Origin of the sequence: Roseibium album (genome assembly GCF_965233825.1) — a bacterium.
GTDB classification, from domain to species: domain Bacteria; phylum Pseudomonadota; class Alphaproteobacteria; order Rhizobiales; family Stappiaceae; genus Roseibium; species Roseibium album.
Genome location: NZ_OZ247583.1, coordinates 6690633 through 6709554, shown reverse-complemented (window position 1 = coordinate 6709554; position 18922 = coordinate 6690633). Strand labels below are relative to the sequence as shown.

17 protein-coding genes are annotated in these 18922 nt (G+C 56.7%); 7 read left to right on the top strand and 10 right to left on the bottom strand.

The features are described from left to right. The first annotated feature begins 1 nt into the window (after window position 1). Genes ACO6TI_RS30830 through ACO6TI_RS30820 form a run of 3 tightly spaced genes read left to right on the top strand, consistent with a single transcriptional unit; the run spans window position 2 to window position 5012 of the window. Entirely contained in the window at window positions 2-2803 is a 2802-nt protein-coding gene (locus tag ACO6TI_RS30830) for a glycosyltransferase (protein WP_196879572.1), read from the top strand. Between the two features lie 44 nt (window positions 2804-2847). Then, entirely contained in the window at window positions 2848-4191 is a 1344-nt protein-coding gene (locus tag ACO6TI_RS30825) for a polysaccharide pyruvyl transferase family protein (RefSeq protein ID WP_055113138.1), read from the top strand. Window positions 4192-4196: 5 nt separating this feature from the next. Then, complete coding sequence (locus ACO6TI_RS30820; protein ID WP_422384021.1) at window positions 4197-5012, top strand: family 16 glycosylhydrolase; 816 nt, start codon at window positions 4197-4199, stop codon at window positions 5010-5012. Between the two features lie 28 nt (window positions 5013-5040). Here ACO6TI_RS30820 and acdA read toward each other — a convergent pair whose 3' ends face one another. Continuing rightward, window positions 5041-6258 (bottom strand): 3-sulfinopropanoyl-CoA desulfinase, encoded by a 1218-nt coding sequence (gene acdA / locus ACO6TI_RS30815; protein ID WP_196901038.1) that lies wholly within the window; start codon window positions 6256-6258, stop codon window positions 5041-5043. Window positions 6259-6354: 96 nt separating this feature from the next. Between acdA and ACO6TI_RS30810 the strand changes: the two genes are divergently transcribed. Then, the gene (locus ACO6TI_RS30810; RefSeq protein ID WP_282046888.1) at window positions 6355-7227 is read left to right on the top strand and encodes a LysR family transcriptional regulator; all 873 of its coding nucleotides are present in this window, start codon (window positions 6355-6357) and stop codon (window positions 7225-7227) included. A 150-nt stretch (window positions 7228-7377) separates the two neighbouring features. Here the strand turns inward: ACO6TI_RS30810 and galE are convergent, their stop codons facing one another. Both galE and ACO6TI_RS30800 read right to left on the bottom strand, forming a co-directional pair. Next, window positions 7378-8409, bottom strand: coding sequence for a UDP-glucose 4-epimerase GalE (galE, locus tag ACO6TI_RS30805; protein ID WP_422384020.1), 1032 nt, complete (start codon window positions 8407-8409; stop codon window positions 7378-7380). 207 nt (window positions 8410-8616) lie between these two features. Further along, window positions 8617-9513 (bottom strand): LysR family transcriptional regulator, encoded by an 897-nt coding sequence (locus ACO6TI_RS30800; protein ID WP_422384019.1) that lies wholly within the window; start codon window positions 9511-9513, stop codon window positions 8617-8619. A gap of 97 nt (window positions 9514-9610) precedes the next feature. Between ACO6TI_RS30800 and ACO6TI_RS30795 the strand changes: the two genes are divergently transcribed. Further along, entirely contained in the window at window positions 9611-10477 is an 867-nt protein-coding gene (locus tag ACO6TI_RS30795) for a HalD/BesD family halogenase (protein ID WP_422384018.1), read from the top strand. 149 nt (window positions 10478-10626) lie between these two features. Here ACO6TI_RS30795 and ACO6TI_RS30790 read toward each other — a convergent pair whose 3' ends face one another. From ACO6TI_RS30790 to ACO6TI_RS30775, 4 genes are all read right to left on the bottom strand, one after another. Then, window positions 10627-10926, bottom strand: a complete 300-nt coding sequence (locus tag ACO6TI_RS30790; RefSeq protein WP_422384017.1) for a hypothetical protein — start codon at window positions 10924-10926, stop codon at window positions 10627-10629. 95 nt (window positions 10927-11021) lie between these two features. Next, on the bottom strand, window positions 11022-11402 hold the full coding sequence (locus tag ACO6TI_RS30785) for a hypothetical protein (protein ID WP_422384016.1): 381 nt from the start codon (window positions 11400-11402) through the stop codon (window positions 11022-11024). Between the two features lie 168 nt (window positions 11403-11570). Then, window positions 11571-12785, bottom strand: a complete 1215-nt coding sequence (locus ACO6TI_RS30780) for an HlyD family secretion protein (RefSeq protein ID WP_409859085.1) — start codon at window positions 12783-12785, stop codon at window positions 11571-11573. Next, window positions 12782-13162, bottom strand: coding sequence for a hypothetical protein (locus ACO6TI_RS30775; protein ID WP_197000362.1), 381 nt, complete (start codon window positions 13160-13162; stop codon window positions 12782-12784). Before ACO6TI_RS30775 ends, ACO6TI_RS30780 begins: the two co-directional genes overlap by 4 nt. A 194-nt stretch (window positions 13163-13356) precedes the next feature. Here ACO6TI_RS30775 and ACO6TI_RS30770 point away from each other — a divergent pair, with 194 nt between their 5' ends. Then, the gene (locus tag ACO6TI_RS30770) at window positions 13357-14364 is read left to right on the top strand and encodes a helix-turn-helix domain-containing protein (protein WP_104701055.1); all 1008 of its coding nucleotides are present in this window, start codon (window positions 13357-13359) and stop codon (window positions 14362-14364) included. Between the two features lie 120 nt (window positions 14365-14484). On the opposite strand, the gene ACO6TI_RS30765 is transcribed toward ACO6TI_RS30770, so the two are convergent. Continuing rightward, window positions 14485-15255, bottom strand: a complete 771-nt coding sequence (locus ACO6TI_RS30765; RefSeq protein WP_422384015.1) for an anti-sigma factor family protein — start codon at window positions 15253-15255, stop codon at window positions 14485-14487. A gap of 33 nt (window positions 15256-15288) precedes the next feature. After that, the gene (locus ACO6TI_RS30760) at window positions 15289-15777 is read right to left on the bottom strand and encodes an RNA polymerase sigma factor (protein WP_104701057.1); all 489 of its coding nucleotides are present in this window, start codon (window positions 15775-15777) and stop codon (window positions 15289-15291) included. A 125-nt stretch (window positions 15778-15902) separates the two neighbouring features. Between ACO6TI_RS30760 and ACO6TI_RS30755 the strand changes: the two genes are divergently transcribed. Further along, window positions 15903-17315 (top strand): S8 family serine peptidase, encoded by a 1413-nt coding sequence (locus tag ACO6TI_RS30755; RefSeq protein ID WP_055113117.1) that lies wholly within the window; start codon window positions 15903-15905, stop codon window positions 17313-17315. A 76-nt stretch (window positions 17316-17391) separates the two neighbouring features. On the opposite strand, the gene ACO6TI_RS30750 is transcribed toward ACO6TI_RS30755, so the two are convergent. Beyond that, a complete protein-coding gene (locus tag ACO6TI_RS30750) occupies window positions 17392-18921 on the bottom strand; it encodes a hypothetical protein (RefSeq protein WP_422384014.1) in 1530 nt (509 codons plus the stop codon). Window position 18922 lies beyond the last annotated feature (1 nt).

Genomic DNA, 18922 nt, shown 5'->3' with positions numbered 1-18922 from the left:
CATGCTTCGTCAGACCGCAGCTGGTCAGGGTCATCCGAATGTGCGCTATGCCCAGTTTGGAAGTTCCGAAAAGCCATCCGCCACGATTGCCATTCTCATTCCGGTGTTCAAACACTCCGTCCTGTTGACGGAAGCGATCGATTCAGCGCTCACGCAAGAGGCACCATTCAATATTGCAGTCGTCATCGTTGATGACGGCTGTCCCTTTCCGGAAACGGCTCAGGTCGCGCAGGCGTATGCGCTCGCGCACGACAATGTCTATTATTTGAGAAAGCCCAATGGCGGATTGAGTTCGGCGCGAAACTACGGCATCGACTTCGCGTTGCGCACATTCGCAGATCTCGAGGCCGTCTATTTCCTGGATGCCGACAACCGCATCACGCCGACGGCCATGCGCGTTCTCCTGGAGTATCTGCGGGCGAACAAGGGCATCGACTGGATCTATCCCAATATCGACAAGTTCGGAATTGAATGGAACGGGAATTACACGGCGCAGTATTCCCGTCTGTTACATGTGACATTCGACAATATCTGCGAAGCCGGAAGCCTGGTTTCCAAGGCTATCCTCGATGCCGATGTCCGGTTTGACGAAACCATGAAATCCGGTTTCGAGGATTGGGAGTTCTGGCTCCAGGCAATTTCCAAAGGTTTCAAAGGGGCGAACTACCCGTTTTTCGGATTTGAATACCGGCAGCGCGCGGAAAGCATGCTGCGGGATTCCAACCGCACGCGCGAGAGCATTCTGGGCTACATCCGAACAAAGCACAAAAAGCTATTTTCGGCGGACACGCTTCTGCGCTGGGAGCATGAGGAGACGCCTCGCTATCTTGCCTTCGGCACCGATTCCTACCTGGTCGACCTGTTCACGGATCCGGTTGTTTCGCATGACAGGCGCGGCTTTGAAGAGTTCGTGAAAATGTTCTGGGCCGCGCGTGCCGAGCCGGAAACATTCGGGGTGCCACCATTCTGGCTCTGGATGTCACCGGCGCATCGGGACGCGTTGAAGGATTTCGGGCTGCTTCACAATGTTCTGTGGCTGGGCGAACGCCTTTCCCAGACCCACCACTTCGTCGCCATCCGCTTTGAAAGCGACAGGGACAAACTGGGTGTTGAGGTTGCCACGCTCGGCGACGACAGGGAACTTAACAAGAAGCCACTTGGCTGGATGTGCTCTCTCGGGATTATCCAGCAATGCGTCGAGGACAAGTCGGATGACTGGGTGCGGACGCTCGGAAAGGCGAAACCATCCCCCAAGATTGCAGAGATCGTTGTGAGTGGTCCCTTTTCGGCCGACGATATGCAGGGGACTGCGCTTTCTTCGACCAACAGTCTGCTTGCGACGCTGGGTGCATTGCGGGATTCCGGCTATCGGAGCGGTACGGACAAGCGCTGGATCTGGCGGTCTGCCTACTTCCCGGACCGGAGCAAATACTACGAACTTCTGCGCCATTCACTTGGCGCTGCGCCACTGATGCCGAGACTGGCACAGGAGAACGGCCCGATTCGGGTAGGGCTTCTGCTGCCGATAGCGAGTTTCGGCGGGGTTGAAAAGGTGGCCTATGCTACGGCGCGCGTTCTGAAAAGCGCCGGCTGCGAGGTCCATCTCTACGTTTTCGGCAAGCCGGTTTACAATCGCATTCCGGACAATGACGGCATTTTCGACAGCATAAACTTCCTTGCGGATGATTATCCGCTCTGGGGCGGACCGAACACATTTTCCGGGCATGACATCCTGATGGGTCATGACGCGGACGCGCGCTCCGAGGAGGTAATCGGCTTTCTTTCCGGTCTCGATGTGATCATCAACAATCAGCTCGCACCGGCAAATGCCATATTCGGTGAACTCAGACGGCGCGGCGCAAAGATCGTGAACTATGTGCATGTGCTGGACGCGTCTGAAAGCGGCCGTCCGGCCGGCCATCCCTATCTGACGCTGGCCTATGAGCATATCTATGACAGCGTCCTCACATGTTCGAGGGATATGGCCGAATGGCTGCACGGCATGGGTGTTCCGAGCGCCAAGTTGCTTCATATCCCCAACGCGGCCGGCTACCCGCTTGCTCCGGAGGAGGTCAAACGGCTGACTGCCGGACGAACGGGCGAACGGGACGGAGCTGTCAGAGCGCTGTTCCTGGGCCGGCTGGATCGCCAGAAGGGCATAGAACGTATCTTCGCCGCCGCGCGGACCTTGAAAAGGCGAGGTGTCGAGATCGACTGGCGTGTCGTTGGATCCGACATCATGGATGCAGGTGCGGGAGGGTCCTGGAAAGACCGTTTCGCCGAAATTGGCATTCGTGTCGAACCGCCCGTCTATGACAGCCGTCATCTGAGCAAGCTGCTTACCTGGGCCGATGTCTTCGTTCTCCCCTCCAGATGGGAAGGAGCGCCGCTCGCGATCATCGAGGCACAGCGTCTTGGATGCGTGCCGATTGCCACAGATGTCGGTGCCGTTTCGGAACTGATCGACCACAAAGTTGACGGGCTGCTCTTGAGATCGAGCGACGACGGGGTCGTGACCCATGACCTGACAGCCGTGCTCGAAGGCATCATAAAATCGCCGGGTCTCCTACAAAAACTCTCCAAACAGGCGGCGGCAAGATCCACGGATCGAAGTTGGGACAAAAGCCTGCAGCCGCTGCTCAGGCAGTTGCACACGTGGTTCCCCGACCGGCTTCAAAGCATCAGGCGGACCAAAGTTATCAAGTCGCAAGCCGGCAAACTATCAGATGCTCCCCTGGTTCGCGGGGCATATCGCAAAGATCCGGAAATGCCACCGCTGAACCGTCATTCCTCAGCCCGTTAACAAGAAGGGCGCTTGTGGCCCAAATACTGGAAGGTGTAGTTCACATGAAAAAGCTCTTCGTATTGAATGGCGGCGCTGCCGTAAAGCCAGGCAATAAATCCGCATTTCTGAAAATCGACGATCCTCTTTCTTCATTCTCCCGCGGCGGCATCAATACGGGCGACGTACTGGTCTATGACGCGATGCTCAAGGCGCTGGCCTACGATCAGATCAAGAACCTGCAGTTTGCGCATGCTGGTGACGAGAAGCTCTGGCCGCAGGAAGACTACGATGCCACGGTCATTCGCGGGTCCAACTATCTGACCGAAACCGTTGATATCAGCAATGTCATTCCGCTTCTGAAAAAGCTCAAGGGCCCGATCGTCCCGGTCGGCGTGGGTGCTCAGGCGGCAAAGTACAAGAAACTCGAATTGCCGAAAGGCAGTGTCGAAGCCTGGAAGATCATTGCCGACAAATGCGAAACGATCGGTGTTCGCGGTGTCTACAGCGCGGAGGTCTTCAACGACATCGGCATCAAGAATGTCCGGATCATCGGCTGCCCGAGCTTCTACCGCAATCTGCGTCCGTCGATTGAAATCCGTCCGATCGATCCGGCAAAAGCCCGTGTAGGTCTGACGCTCAACCGGTATCTTTCAGCGGATTATGCATCCAACGCGACAAAGACCAACCGCATGCAACGTGCGCTGATCCAGGCTGTTGCCCAGCGGCCGGTCAACCGGCTCTATTCCCAGGGCGAGCGGGAAGAGACACTTGCCATCTTCGCAAAGGGTGAGGAAAAGCAGAAACATATCCAGTCAATCCTGGAGAAGTACAATCTCGACGGTGACAAGGATGTCGAAGCGCTGGTGAGCGACCGGATGCAGGCCTTCTTTGATGTCGACGAGTGGGCCGCGGACGCCAAGGAAAATGTCGACGTTCTGGTCGGCTTCCGGCTCCATGGAAACGTGATCGGTCTTCATCAGGGTATTCCGGCGGTGTTCTTCACCTACGATTCCCGCATCCGCGAACTCTCGACACTCTTCGCCATACCCTCGGTCGAGGTCGAGGACTACATGCCGATCAATCTGGAGAACATTTTCGAGAAGGCCGACTTTTCGAAAGTGCAGCATGTTTATCGGCTGAACTATGCTGAATATCACCGGTTCCTGACGGAAAATGGCTTGAACCACGTGCTGGCAAATCCGGTCACCGCACCGCCCAAGAAGGCGCTTGAAAAGCCGAACCTTGTTCAGACGGACCAGAACCTTGGTGAGGTCACAGACTGGTTCCAGGATGAGGTGGGATACATGACAGGCGAGATCCAGACCCTGCGCGACCGTGCCTGGAAACTGGAGCTGGCACTTCGCGAACTGAAGGCTCCGAAACCGAACGCCAAGCTGGCAAGTTGAAGGCGATGACGTCAAGTTTGTCGCCCTATGAGACACTCAGCCGCCGCCGCTTTCTGAAAGCCGCGGCGGGTGGTGCGTCCACCCTGGCAGTTCTGGCTGTACCAGGACATGTTGCGGCGTTTTCGGGAGGAGACCTGCCGACGCCATTGCAGCAGGCCAGCGGAGACTGGAAGCTGACATTCGAGGATGATTTCAACGATTCTGTAAGATTTCACGCGATGTGGGAACTTCTCAAACGCGGCGGGCACAAACATCTGACGATGCGGTATCCCCGCAATGTCGTGGTCGAAGACGGCGAGCTTGATCTCAATCTCGGACATCAGAATGATCCCAAGCGACCGTTTACCGGGGGCTATATCCGGTCCCGTTCGTTCCGGCAGACATACGGATATTTCGAATGCGAAATGCGCATTGCGAATGAAGCGGGTGTCAACAATGCTTTCTGGATGGTTTCCGACAGGTCCTTGCAAGGGGACACCCAATTCGAGCTGGATGTGGCCGAAGTCAAGTATCCGAACATCGTTCAGGTTTCGGCACGGCGATGGAAACCCGAAAAGATCGTTCTTGCCGCCACGTACCGGTCGAACATGCGGCTGGATGAGACCTTTCACCGCTACGCGATGCTTTGGAACGAGAACGAATTCCGGTTCTACGTGGACGATCTGGAGGTCTTTGACGTGGAAAATTCATTCGCGCACACACCGGCGATGCTCCTGTTCAGCAACGCCGTAGCACCCTTTGCCGGCAAGAACGACGGCGATGTTGCGGGCGCTGCGACCACCGTGCGGAACGTACGCGTGTTCCAGGATCTCAGCGCCTAGTTCATCTGGCGACATCGGTGAGCGGCAGCTATTCCGCCGCGTCGCGCATCGTCTCCGAAAGGCACGTGTAACCGTCGCGCGTCTGGGGTGTTTTCATGCCGAGGATGCTTCCTGCGATTTGCGTGCGCAGGATTTGCGTTGTCCCACCTCCGATGGTGAACATACGCACGTCCCGGTACATCCTTTCCAGGGGTTCCTGATCGCCGTAACCGCGTGCGCCGAACATCTGAAGCGCGTCGCTGACCACCTTGATTGCCATTTCAGAAGCAAAAAGCTTTGCGCGTGCGGCCATCGTCATGTCCGGGTAGCGACTTCCGTTTGGACCGCGGGAACGCGCCGCTTCGTGAACAAGCAGGCGGGCGGCATGTATCTGCGTATCCATGTCTGCGAGCATCCACTGCAACCCCTGGAATTCGGCGAGTGGACGCCCGAACTGCTTCCGGTCAAGCAAGTGGCGTTTGGCATGATCGAGCGCTCCGGCGGCAACCCCAACGGCAATCATTGCGGCACCGACGCGCTGCGAATTGTAAGCGTTCATGAGATCGGCAAAGCCGTGCTTCAAGCCGGATGGCGGGTGAAGCAGCCAATTTGCATCAATTTCAACATTGTCGAACTGCAGCTCAGCCTCGGGCATGCCGCAGAGCCCCATCGTGTGTTCGCGCCCGACGACGCTGAAACCCTCGGGGGAATTCCCGTTGGCAGGATCGGCGAAGAGGATGAACGCGCCGACGCCCTGCTCACAGCCTGCCTCGTCCAACACACGGGCAAAGACAAGATGCAGCTTCGACACGCCGCCACCGGTGATCCAGTGCTTCGTCCCGTTGAGAACAAACCTGCTTCCCTTTTTGCGCGCTGTTGTTCGCATTTCGGTTGCGGCACTTCCAGCTTCCGGTTCCGTTATGCAGATGGCAGGTTTGTCACCTGCCAGCACATGGGGTGCACAGAATGCCTTTTGCGCATCGCTGCCGTAACCCATGACGGCGCTGATGCCGCCCATGTTCCCTTCGACGACAATTCGGGCAGTCAGTGTGCAGGCCCTGGCTATCTCTTCGATCACCATGGCGACGTCGAGAAAGCTCGCTCCCTGACCGCCATATTCCTTCGGGATCGACATTCCCATGATCCCTGCATGCGCCAGCTCGCTGACATTCTGCCAGCAATATGTGCGGGACCTGTCCCATCCGGCGGCGCGCTTTTCAAAGCCTGAAGACAGTTCTTTCGCGATGGTCACCAGCGGATGCGTCATGACAGTAGCCTTCAATAACGTTTCCGTGAGAATACACTTGCTAAAGTTCAGGACAATCGAATAAAAATGTATATCAAATACAGGAAAGTTTGAGTTGTGCAGACGCGATCGCTCAGAAGTCTCGTGAAAATCGCGAAGATTGGCTCCTTTGCCAGAACGGCAGAGCAACTCAACATGACGCTTTCAGCGCTTTCAATGCAGATAAAGGCGCTTGAAACCGAGCTCGGAGTTGACCTGTTCGATCGGTCGGTCCGGCCACCGAGATTGACGCCGATAGGACGGTCCATCGTGACCGAGGCGATCCCGCTGCTGCGCCGCGAGGAAAGTCTGCTGGAGATCTGCCGGCCGACCAACACGCTGGTCGGGCGGTTCAGGATCGGCTTTGTCACGACAGCAGCCGTGCGATTGCTTCCCAAGTTTCTCAAGAATGCCCAGCGCAAAGCGCCACATGCGGCTTTCGAATTCGAGACGGGTCTTTCCAAAACCCTGCAGACGAAGGTCGTTAACGGTCAGATTGATGCTGCCGTTGTGACAGACGCCGACGGTTTGCCTGACGCTCTTTCCGGACGCATCATTCGCGAGGAACCGCTCGTCTTTGCGGCTCACGAGGATCTTCTCGCCAATGGGCTGAAGGGCCTCCTGATGGGCCATTCCTTTTTCCATTTCATGCCTGATACGGGAATTGGCAAGCTCATTGCCGCGGAGATGGCGACCCATGATCGCCCACGCAATGCCAATACGGTGATGCTGGATAATCTCGAGGCGATCATGGAATGCGTTACTGCGGGCCTCGGCTTTACATTGCTTCCCGAGCCGGATGTCCAACGATACCGATCCGGATCCGTGCAAACCGTTCCTTCGCCAAAGCATTTGCGGCGCAAGCTGGTTTTGGCCACAGCAACCGATGGCACACTTGCGAAGCGTGAGGCTGCCCTGGCCAACCTGTTGGGTGTCACACTCCCGGTGTGACGTGGAAATGAGTGGCGCAGATGAGCCGCCGTCACAGATACGATCTGCACCAGGTGCCTGTTGAACTGATTGCCTTCAAATCACGATCATTGTGGTGCGAAGACATGTGCTTTCCGGTGCACCGCCTATCAGATCGAACGAAACCTTCGATCAGGACGCCGTCGTTTCGTAGCCGCGGGGGTTTTTGCAGACCCAGTTCCAGGTGTCGCGGCACATGGCATCCAGGTCGTGTTCAGCCTTCCAGTCGAGCAGTTTTTCGGCCTGGTCCGTGTTTGCGTAACATTCCGCGACATCGCCATCGCGCCGGGGGGCGAAGGAAAAACGGATCTCCTTGTTCGATGCGCGCTCGAACGCCTTCACCATTTCCAGAAAGCTGTAACCGTTGCCGGTGCCGAGATTGACCGCAAAGCAGTTGGAGGGAGCAGATCCTGATGCGAGAACCTCATGGGCTCGCAGATGTCCTTCGACCAGATCGGTGACATGGATGTAGTCGCGCACGCCTGTTCCGTCACGGGTGTCGTAGTCGTTGCCGAAAACCGACAGTTTCTCCCGGCGCCCGTCAGCAACCTGGGTGATGAACGGCATCAGGTTGTTCGGTATCCCAAGAGGGTTTTCGCCGATCTGGCCGCTGTGATGCGCGCCGACCGGATTGAAGTACCGCAGGATCCCGAAACGCCAGGCAGGATCACTGGCGGCGACGTCGCGCAGCATGTCTTCGATCACAAGCTTGGTCCGGCCGTAAGGGTTGACGGCACTGGTGGGGTGATCCTCGGTGAGGGGAAGAAACTGGGGCTCACCATAGACTGTCGCCGAAGACGAAAAGATCATCTGCCTGACGCCGCAATTGGCCATGGCAGACAGTAGCCTGTGCGTGCCGACGACGTTGTTCTCATAATAGACGAGCGGGAGCTTGGTCGATTCACCAACAGCCTTCAGGCCCGCAAAATGGACGACTGCGGTGCAGTTATAGTCCCTAAGTATTTGCTCAAGTCTAGCCTGATCCCTGATGTCGGCGATTTCATGCGCAATTTTCTGACCGGTGATCGCAGCGATACGCTCAAGGCTGGCGCTGCTTGCGTTGGACAAATTGTCAAGCACAACAATGTCGTAACCGGCCTGCTGAAAGGCAACGCAGCAATGCGATCCGATGTAACCGGCACCGCCGGTAATGAGAACTGTCATAAGACCCCCGTATTGCAAATGAATCAGTTGCGTCCTGTGAAACTGATGACAGCTTTTAATTTCAGTCCTTTGTCTAAAATGTGACGTTTAAATATTTAGTTATTTTCGTTTTATACTTAATTTAAATGTTGAATTCTACAAAATTGATCTAAATCGCGCTCGGTCCTGGCCTGGCTGTAAACGGAACTACTCTTCCAAATATTATCCTCAAATCGCGGCCGGCCACTGCGTGGCATATTCAGCGATCCGGTTCAGCAGGTGTTCCGGCACCTCTTGTGCATGGATCAAATGCCATTCGAACCGGATCGGTTCACAGTCGAGATCGGCGGCGGCAAGGCGGTCCGCATAGTCGGACAGGCCGATGCAAAGGCCCGGAAGTATGGAAGCACCGGATCCTTGTGAAACAAGTCTGCAGATGAGCTCCGTGGATTCTATCTTTACGGCTTCTGCGGGAAAGGATCTTCCTCGCTGGAAGAAGCTGTCATACTCCCAGCCTGGCTCCGGCCTGAGGTCGTATGTCAGAAAAGTTTTTCCGGCGAAATTCTGAGGTTGCACAGGCACGGCCTCACCCGAGAAGTCGACTTTCGAAAAGATGGCAACAAGCTTGTCGGAAAAAACCGGTCTGGAGGCCAGGCCGGGAAGTCGCGGTTTACCCGGGACCAATGCGAGGTCAGCTGTCTTGTCCCTGATGGCAGCAACGATTCCCTCGGCTGAAACGCGTGTGATTTCAGCCGACAAATCCGGCAACTCACGCCGGCACATGTCGATCAGGTTCATAGCCAGCGCCGGCGGGTCAAATTGGCTCATTGCCACACGCAGCCTTTTTGAATTCCGCTTTCCCTGCCAGATCGCATCGTTTTCGGCCTGCAGCAGGATGGGCTGAGTCTGGGCCGCTGCCTGCGCGAGTATCAGCCCGGCTTCGGTGAGAACAAGTGTCCGGCCAACTTTGTGTGTGAGCGAAACTCCCAAACGTCTTTCGGCTTCCTGCAGCCGTTGGGTCGCTGCCGACTGCGTAATTCCGAGACCGATTGCAGCGGCTGACAATGTCTCCTGGTCTTTTAGCGCGAAGAGGAGCGACCAATGAGTGACGTCTAACAAATGCATTAGTCTGACTTATGTTTTTGAATGTAGAACCCATTTTACCGGCGGAATTGGAAATGTCATTCATCTTGTTGACTAATTCTTATCGAGGGACAATGACATGAAGCATGATAAGGATGCGCCTTCAATCGCAGCGCTTGCCTGTGTCGATCTGGAGCGCTGGCCAATCCATCAACCCGACAGTAGCGCCTATGGTCGACGGCTTTCAGAAGTGCGAGCTGCCCTACGCAATCAAGGGTGTGCCCGGATCGATGGTTTCATTCGTCGGGACTGCCGGAAAATGTTCGATGCCGAGGTGACCGGTATTGCTCCGGGGGCGCATTTTTCCAGCTCCTCCATCAACCCCTATTTCACGCAAGATGATCCGTCGCTGCCCCCAAGCCATCCGCGTCGTCGATATTCGGAAAATACCAACGGCTTTGTTGCCATGGACCGGTTTCCCGAATACGGGCCCAGCCTGTCGCTTTACCGAAGCGCCCACTTCCAGAAGTTCATTGCAGACAGCCTTGAAGAGGAGCAACTTTTCACTTTCGACGATCCGCTTGCCGGTGTCGTGGTGAATGTCATGAAAGAGGGCCAGCAGCTGGCATGGCACTACGACACCAACGAGTTTATCGTCAGCCTGTTGACGCGCAAGCCGGACCAGGGTGGCACTTTCGAATATGTACCGGGTCTACGCCGGCCCGGAGATGAGTGTTATGAAGAAGTGGAAAACGTGCTGGACGGCAAGAGCGATCGTGTCCAGCACTTGTCGCTTGAATTGGGAGATCTTCAGATCTTCAAGGGCAGGTTCTCGCTGCACCGTGTTGTCAAAGGCAAAGGCGAACGCCACACGGTGATTTTCGGCTATGCCCGGGAACCAGGATTTATTGGCCGCGTCGAACGTACCAGAAAAGTGCATAACCGGGTGACCCAGACCCATATCGATGCGGAAAAATATGCCCGAAGCGATGGTCTGGCGGATTGAACCGGAGCTCGCGAAGGCTCGCATTGCTTACAGGCTTTAATTAGAAAATTCGCAAGTCGGGATTTTGTGCAAGCTGTCTCCCAAACGACTGCTGCCGGAAACGGTTCCCCGGTTCCGGCAGATCAGTCGATATGATTTGTTGCCGCTGACTAGGGTTTGACGACCACGTAAACAGTGGTTCCATCCTGCGTCACGGCCTGGTAGTAGACGCCGCCGCAATTGTAGTAGGCGTTGTAAGGTGTGCAGCCTGAAATCGACTGACGCCGGTTGACCCTGCGAGACGTTCTGCGGGCTGTGCGACGGGCGGTATTCTGCGAAGCGGTCTGGGCGTTTGCGTCGGCTACCTTGAATGAAAGGGATCCAGTTGACTGGGGAGAGGGTAGATCGACGTTTCCGACATATCCGACTGAAAATGCTGCTGCTGCGAGTGTGAGTGCTTTTGTGTTCATTTCACTATTCCTTTGATTTGGGTGCCGCGATGCTGATCTGTTTTGGACGCGCGGCTGATAGATAGTTGTCTGATGCCAGCAACTGGCGTCAGAATTCAGTTGTTTTCGTTTGCGTTTTCTGCTGCTTCATGGCGGCGGTTCACGCGGCGTGACGTCCGGCGGGACGTGCGGCGTGCTGCATTCTGGGATGCTGTTTGTGCGTTGGCTTCGCTCATTTGAAACGAAACGGGTGCGCCTGACGGGATGGAGGAAAGGTTGACTTCGCTGACATAGCCGATCGAAAAGGCGATTGCTGCGAGGGTGAGTGCTTTAGCTTTCATGGGACTGCTCCTTAGATGTTCACCGCCCCCCAAAAGGGCAGTTTGTTTGTTGACAAGCGGAATATGGTTGAACTTCAGGGCTGCTTCTTTAGGCGTCTGGCCATGTGTTTTTTTGTTCTGGCCAAAATGTTCACAGCAAGTTTCGGCGTCATCCAATCACGCTGTAGAGTTCAGTTTATTTTTCAAAATATTCATTTCTGTCAAAGAGTTATGGTTAATCACGCAGCTGTTTGCAGCCCAGCGCCAGCAGAGGCAAGAGCACAAAAAAACTCCCGGCAGTTGCACCGGGAGTCGAATTTGAGACCCGACCAGATATGGTCTGATCTAGTGGCTTGAGCCCGCAAGGCCGATGCCGGATGCGAGACCGAGCCAGGCCTTTATGCGCAGGCCGACAGCCTTGATGATGCCGAGTGCTTCGATCACGTGCGCCGTCATGCTGCCCTCAAGAGGGCCCTTGAGGTGAGTGGTATAGGTCTGGACGATGCACCCGCTTCCCGGGACGAGGAGGTCCTGGTGCTCAGGGTGCACGAGATCCAGATGCGCCACGACCTGACCGCGTTTTGCGCGTTCCGAGGGTTCCATCAGCCGGCCGGTGGGGGCCATCTGACCGGATGAGATCGGCTCCTGTATCCGTGTGATACGCGCCGGCAGGACGGTGTTTTTCATCGCTATGTTGAAGTTGCTTTCGCACGCTATTTCGGCGGCCATGCCTTCATAGAGTTCGGTGCGTGACACCTGGGAAAACCCGGCGACGATTCTTGCCTTTTCCCTGCGGCTGCGATCCGGGACGATCATCATCGCCGGGCTCATTGCCGCCTGGGCGGCACGGGCACCCACATTCAGCGCCAGCTGTTCAACAGTTCCATCGACAAAGCTATGCACACGGGTCTTGTCCAGCTCCACCTGCGCCTGTTTCAGTGAAGCCCTGGCGCTTTCAAGCTGCGCCGGAAGGATTGCAGTTTCCTGGATTTCGGCAGTTGCCAACCTGCTTGCCGCCGCATCAACTTCTGCCTTGCGGCTGTCGCGTTGTGACTTTGCACGCTCCATCTGGCTGTGCTGATAGGCCGCCGAGCCCCGGGCCTGAAGTTCGAGATGATCTGCGAGTGTTAGTTCCGCCTGCTTCAAGGCAGCTTGTGCAGCCGCAAGCGACGCCGCGGCGGTCTCGACCTCCAGATGCGCCGCATCGATGGCAGCGTCAACCTCGTCCACCTTGCGCTGGCTGTATTCAACCTTGGCGAGTTCAGACGTATTTTCGATCGCAAAAAGCGGATCGCCCGCTTTCACGTGGTCGCCACCTTTGACAAAGATCTCCGTTACGGTGCCGCCGGTTTCGGCAACAACCGGAACAGTGCGGTAGGGCACAAGGCCGGTATAGGACTTGGGGTAGTAGTAAAAGACGGCAAAGAAGACGATCAGGGCCAGAACGAACCACAGGAAAAGGGCCCGGTGGACGTTGTAAAGGGTGACGGGCATCCCACGCCAACGAAGATACATCACCCGCAAGACAAACGGGAATGAAGTTACGAGGATCTCGATCATCGTGCTGCCTCCGCATCTTCGGGCCGCCACCACAGCATGAAGTCTCGGGCAATGGCAGTCATGACGAGTGCAGCTGGCAGCAGAATGCTGAAATGGTCGAGTGCCGGCATGATTTCATATGCCAGCGCAACCGTCAGCATCGTCGGGATAGTGGTGCGCAGCGGCGTGCCCTTGGCGCGGTGCTCTGCATAGTGATCGAACTGGGAATAAAGGTGCACCACCAGGAATATCGCAAGCAGGAAGATTATCAATCCGACCCAGGTGTAGGTGTCGGTTTCTCCCGGTGAGACCCACCATCTCGGATCGCTTCCGGCTGCGGTGGCCTGCGTGGTCATTGCGCCGACTGACATGAGTGTCGGCAGTGCGAGTTTTTTCACGATATGTGTCCCTTGCTTTTTCGGTAAAGCCACCCCCCAAGGGCAGCAATGTCTGTTCACACCGGTGAGATGGTGAAAACTCGTGGTTCGTTCTTTTGAGGTCTGGCCACGTATTTCATTTTTCTGGACAATCAGGCAGCATCGACCAGCGGAAGAGAGGTGTTCGCCTGGAAAACCGGGGGTGGTATAGAGAAATGCCGAAAATTAGCGCCTACCGACTGAAGCACGTGGCCCGGGTGTATGCGCAAGAGCCCGGAGCCGTGCAGCCATTCACGGATTTTCTGAAAAATGCCGGTGTCGAACCCTCCGTGCTGACCGATCAAAATTCAAAGGTGGAGTTGGCGGCTGAAGCCGCCTTGGTGACACAGGCGTGCGATGCGCTGAAGGATCAGACCTTTGCAGCCCGAACGGGGCTCGCGACGCCAGGTTCAAAAACTCTTCTGGCATATCTGGCCAATGCAAGTGCAACGGTTGGTCAGGTTTTCGGATTTGCCCAAAAATACTATGCGCTTGAAGACCCGCATCTGCAGTTCAAACTCCTGAAAAACGAGAACGGGCCGATTGTTGCGCTTGAAAGCGCCGTGCTGTCAGGTCATCAGGCGCCGCGTCATCGGGAACTTCTCGTTTTTGGAATGTACAAGAGGGTGACGCAGATTGCCGGACCTGATTTCGGTCCCCTGACGCTTCATCTGGACTGCAACGACCAGGCTCACTGCAAGCGGCTGTCGGAGTTCGTGAGTTGTGAGATTGTCAATGGTCAGTCCATGAGCGGACTGCAATTGCCGCGAGATGGTCTGAGCTATCCGATCCCCACATTCGATTCCGCCTTGCTCGATCATCTGCAGGCCCACGGCGATGCGCGCCTTGAGCAGATGCCACGAGAAAGTCAGAGCCTTTCGGAAAAAGTCGTCGCCGTAGTCCGCAAGCAACTGCCGGGGCATCTGCCCAGCGGGGACGAAGTTGCCGAGCAGCTGTTCATGACCCGGCGGACGCTGACGCGTCGCCTCGGCGCGGAAGGAACCAGTTACAAGGCGCTTGCAGAGGCTGCAAGATGCGATATTGCCAAGCGTCTTCTGATCGGGGAAAGCAGCATTGCCCAGGTCGCTTTCCTGCTCGATTTTTCCGACCAGGCCGCTTTTTCGGTAGCGTTCAAGCGATGGACGGGGACAACGCCGGCTCTGTTCAAGCGATCCAACGGATGAACAGGATGTTTTCGGTTTGAAGCGACATTGACAGCTTCGAACCACTGGCCGGTTCTGCTTTTCCGGCGCATGTATGACGTTTGGCGCGCGTAGTGCGGCGGCGCCCGTCAATCCCGATTTTCATGGCTTCATGCCCAACTCGCGAAGCAGCCTGCTTTCACCTGCGATGTCCAGTGGCTCGCCGAGGCCTGAAGACAACAACCAGGTTTCCAGGGCTTCCAGTGACGATGCCGGTGCAAAATCGCCTGACTGCTCCTTATTGGCGGCGATCGCGATCCTTGGATGCCAGGTGCCGCCTGAATGACATGCGACCGAGACGATGGATGGTCCTGTGGCCTTTTCATAATCGAACTCACGGCACAATTCATCATCCGCATCGACGAAGGACGCAATGAGGTTCAGTGTTGCACCAGAGTCCAGGGCGATACTGCTGCCCGATTCAGCATTGGAAAGCGCTTCCGAAATTTCAGGATCTGCAAGTGCGGCAATTCCGAATGGAGGCTTGCCGGCGGAAGTGCCGGATGGTCCGATCGCGATACCGGTACCGAGACCGATGGCAAGCGTTATGGAGGCTGCAAGCGCTGCGGGCCACTGGCGTATCCACTTTTTCGGTGCGAAGGCGACGACATTGTCCGAGGCACCAAGATTGCGCTCCGCAGTGTCGGCTTCGAGCAGGGACGAAACCCGCTGGGCCAGAGCGTCGGGAACCGGTGGGATGTCCTTTGCGGCTGCCTTCAACCTGTGCGCGGTTTCCTTGTAGAGATCAATTTTTTCGCGGATGACCGCATCCGTTCGCGCAGCGGCTTCGACCTCTTGTGCCTCCGCATCCGGCAATTGGCCGTCCGCATAGGCCATGATGAGTTCATCTGTCATCTTTGTTTTATCCGTCATTGGTCTGGTCCTGGGCGGAATACGTTTCAAAGCTCATTTTATTCCAACTTTCACGGCGATGGCGGTGCGTGCACGCGACAGCCGGCTCATGACCGTCCCCTTGGGAATGTCAAGAATTTCGGCGGCTTCTGCATAGCTCAATTCTTCGAAACATATGAGGATGAGGACTTCGCGTTGCTCCAGGGGGAGAGCTTCGACAGCGTCCACGACATTGGCAACCATCAATCTGTCGTCGCCCTTGTGGTTTTCCTGTCCGGCCAGATCAGGTGCGTCGTGAATGTCGAATTCCTGTCCTCTGACGCGCTGCTTCCTGGTGATGTCAATCCAGGCGTTTTTCAGAATGCGAAAGAGCCAGGCCTCTATTCTTGATGCGGGATCGTAGCTGTTTCTGGCTACCAGCGCCCGTTCCACCGTGATTTGAACAAGGTCATCGGCCAGATGTGAAGCCTTGCACAGTGATAGCGCAAACCGCCTGAGGTTGGGCAATTTTTCGGTAAGTGCGATGTGGAAGGAATCCGGCATTCAACAACCTTCTGGAAATCAGGCAGCCGATGGAATTTTCAGGCCGCTCAAACGTAATTGATAGGAATACGAATGACACACTGGTTTATTCCCGAAAAAAGTGCCGGTGCCTGAAAGGACTGAAAATGAGCAAGTTGATCGCCCTTGGTTTCGCATTTTTCCTCTTCTTTCCCGTGTTTGAAACCGGCCTCTCAAAAGAGCTGTTCCTGTCATCGGCGATCGCGGATGACGACGATGGCGATGATGATGGCGACGACGACGATGACAGTGACACGAACTCAGGACAAGGGACCGGAGCAGGTTCAGGTTCTGGCGCGCAGCAACGGACCTTGCCGCGTTCGGACCGATCGGCCTCCGGTGTTTCAGGTGCGGGCTCGATCTTCGCGCCATTGCGGAGGTTGCTTGGCGCGGGCGACAGGCCGGCGTCGCAACCGCGCAGGACGACGGCTCCACCGGTTCTTTTCGTGGCCGGCGAAATCATTGTTCTGAACATCAATACCGAAGATCTGCAAAGCCTCCTGGATGAAGGTTACAGGGTTCTGGAGCAACGCTCCGTCGTGCGCGGCCAAGACTACTACCGGCTGGCGGTGCCCGACGGCCTGCCGCTGCAGGATGCACGAGATGCCGTCCGGTCGCTACCCTCGGTCGGGGACACGGATTACAATCATTTTTACCGGCCCGAGAGCGAGGGCACGACATGCGTCGGCGAGACGTGTGCAGCTTTTCAGCTTGTAAACTGGCCTGACCCGGTTCGCCGGGACGAAGCCTCGTGCACCCGGTCCGGGGCCATTGGTATGATCGATACCGGTATCAACGAAAAGCATCCTGTATTCGCCGGCGCCGACCTGACCGTCCAGCGGCAGACGCGTGACCAGCGTCCTGCTTCAAAGGCCAGTCATGGCACCGCGGTTGCAGCGTTGCTGGTCGGACAGCCGGGAACGCGGGTTCCGGGACTGTTGCCAAATGTGCGCCTGGTCGCCGTTGATGCATTCCACCGGGCGGGACGTGATGAACGGGCAGATGCCTTTACGCTTGTGGCTGCGCTTTACAGTCTTGCCGCGCAAAATGTCTCCGTGATCAACCTCAGCCTTGCTGGACCGCAAAACACCGTCGTCGGTGCGGCGCTGCGGGATCTGGCCAGGCAACAGAACGTTGCCATCGTCGCTGCGGCGGGAAACAACGGACCGAATGGGGAGCCGGTCTATCCAGCAGCCTATGAGGAGGTGCTTGCGGTCACCGCGGTCGATCGGAACAAGCGCGTCTATCGCCGCGCCAACCGGGGTGCCTATATCGATCTGGCAGCCCCGGGTGTGAATGTCTGGACCGCTGCCTCGGTCAAGGGGGCGAAATGGAAAACAGGAACATCTTTTGCCGTCCCCTTTGCATCGGCAGCTGTCGCCTTGCTGCGGGCGCGTCACACCGAAAAGACACCTGAAGAGATTTACGAACTTCTGAGGGCGAGCGCGCACGATCTGGGGGAGAGCGGCCATGATCCGGTTTATGGCGCAGGGTTGTTGCAGGCGGAGGGTCTTTGCTGAGCACACCGGAAGCAGAACGTCTGCTTCCGGGTTTTCTCTAAAATGACAACCGGTGTTTCCGTGAGTTGATCGAATTTCACGAAGGGTCATTTTTCGCCAGAATCACAAGTGTTGTTCCGTGGTCAGTTGCAAGCTCCTGCAAGCGCAACGCCAGACAGTCATTGCTGCTCAGGCTGTCGTCATGAACGATGAGCAATTTGGGTTTTCTCAAAAGAGCACGTGCAATACGGATCCTGACCCGTTCGGACTCAGGCATTTTTTGTGTCACGTCTGCCGTCCAGTCTTCGTCCAGTCCCAAGGACGATCTGACGGCAGCCTGCTCGTCCCCGCATGGATCCCTTCTGGCGCCGAACAGGAAGGCGGGGCGGTTTTTCTGATAGGCAGGGATCCCGTTTTCGGGAGAGAGCAGCGCGACGTTGCGCCAAAGCGATTTCCGGCCGATATCGGCGAAGGTGACACCGTCAATCAAAATTCGCTCTTGTGACGGCCTTCTGGTCAGACCGCTCAGGCTCAAGGCGATGTGCCTCAGGTCCCTTGTGTTGTCGCGGCAGATCCTGGTGCAGGCGCCAGCTTCAATTCCGGCCGACAATTTTTCGCCCGACGGCAATTCAAGCAAGACGATTTCGATCGACTTTTGCCAGTCAGGGACCTGTTCCGCCACGGTCTTGAATGGTGCCAGCGTCGGCAGATTGAAGACCCTTTGCAGTTTGTCACGCGCAACCCTGTACGCCTCGAAGAACTCCAGTCCTGCAGCTCCGGATTCGAGCTGCGTTGACACGAAAGCGAAAATCAACAGGAATAGCGCAATTTTTCCGTCCTCAATGCCTTCCGTCAGCGCAAAGACACCAGCGGCGCAAGGAAATGTTGCGCGGCTCAGTGCACGCATCGCGCCGGACCAGGTCGCGCGGGTGACGAGCAGGTTGCAAACTTCGGTGCTTGTCCGGGTGAGCCTGTCTGTCACGGGTGCGAGTTTGCCATGCATCAACAGCGGCAAGCGCTCTGGCAGTGCCCGTCCCAGCAGGACGGCGAGACGTCCGCGCTTCTGACGCGATCGCCTGATGCTTTTGCGCAGCGGGGCCAGCGCGAGGGCAATGCCGAGCGTCCAGAGGGCCAGGCAGGACACCAGCGGGACCAGGAAGGAACGTTCCGCCAGTGCGAGCCACAATGTCAATGTGAGCAGGGAAGCTGCCAGCGTTACCAGGGCCAGCAGACCTCTGGAGAGCCAGAGCTTGACGGCACCAAGGTCATTTACCAGACGCGTCAGTGACAGTCCGAGTTCAGGGGACTTGCCGTCAAACGGCAGCAACAGCACATGCCGGGCGTAAGACACCCTCACATCGTGCACGTAAGAAAGAGCAAAGCGCTCGGCTGTCCTGTGCTGGACAACAAATGAAACGAACCCGGTGAGGGCCGCGGCGACAAGAGCCGGCGCAACGGGCAGTCCATGGATGTCTTTTGCTCCTGTCAGAAGAGCGGCGGCGCTGCTTGAAAGCGCGATTGCGCCAAGCGTCTGAACAATCCCGATGAGGATCAACCCGGTGCAAACGATGACGCGCCGGACATTCCACAGGGGTGGAATGCCCGGATCAGCTGTTTGGCGCGGCATG

Coding starts and splice junctions, on each gene's coding strand:
- ACO6TI_RS30830 (WP_196879572.1), top strand. CDS start 2: ATGCTTCGTCAGACCGCAGCTGGTCAGGGTCATCCGAATGTGCGCTAT.
- ACO6TI_RS30825 (WP_055113138.1), top strand. CDS start 2,848: ATGAAAAAGCTCTTCGTATTGAATGGCGGCGCTGCCGTAAAGCCAGGC.
- ACO6TI_RS30820 (WP_422384021.1), top strand. CDS start 4,197: ATGACGTCAAGTTTGTCGCCCTATGAGACACTCAGCCGCCGCCGCTTT.
- acdA (WP_196901038.1), bottom strand. CDS start 6,258: ATGACGCATCCGCTGGTGACCATCGCGAAAGAACTGTCTTCAGGCTTT.
- galE (WP_422384020.1), bottom strand. CDS start 8,409: ATGACAGTTCTCATTACCGGCGGTGCCGGTTACATCGGATCGCATTGC.
- ACO6TI_RS30800 (WP_422384019.1), bottom strand. CDS start 9,513: ATGCATTTGTTAGACGTCACTCATTGGTCGCTCCTCTTCGCGCTAAAA.
- ACO6TI_RS30795 (WP_422384018.1), top strand. CDS start 9,611: ATGAAGCATGATAAGGATGCGCCTTCAATCGCAGCGCTTGCCTGTGTC.
- ACO6TI_RS30790 (WP_422384017.1), bottom strand. CDS start 10,926: ATGAACACAAAAGCACTCACACTCGCAGCAGCAGCATTTTCAGTCGGA.
- ACO6TI_RS30780 (WP_409859085.1), bottom strand. CDS start 12,785: ATGATCGAGATCCTCGTAACTTCATTCCCGTTTGTCTTGCGGGTGATG.
- ACO6TI_RS30770 (WP_104701055.1), top strand. CDS start 13,357: ATGCCGAAAATTAGCGCCTACCGACTGAAGCACGTGGCCCGGGTGTAT.
- ACO6TI_RS30765 (WP_422384015.1), bottom strand. CDS start 15,255: ATGACGGATAAAACAAAGATGACAGATGAACTCATCATGGCCTATGCG.
- ACO6TI_RS30760 (WP_104701057.1), bottom strand. CDS start 15,777: ATGCCGGATTCCTTCCACATCGCACTTACCGAAAAATTGCCCAACCTC.
- ACO6TI_RS30755 (WP_055113117.1), top strand. CDS start 15,903: ATGAGCAAGTTGATCGCCCTTGGTTTCGCATTTTTCCTCTTCTTTCCC.
- ACO6TI_RS30750 (WP_422384014.1), bottom strand. CDS start 18,921: ATGCCGCGCCAAACAGCTGATCCGGGCATTCCACCCCTGTGGAATGTC.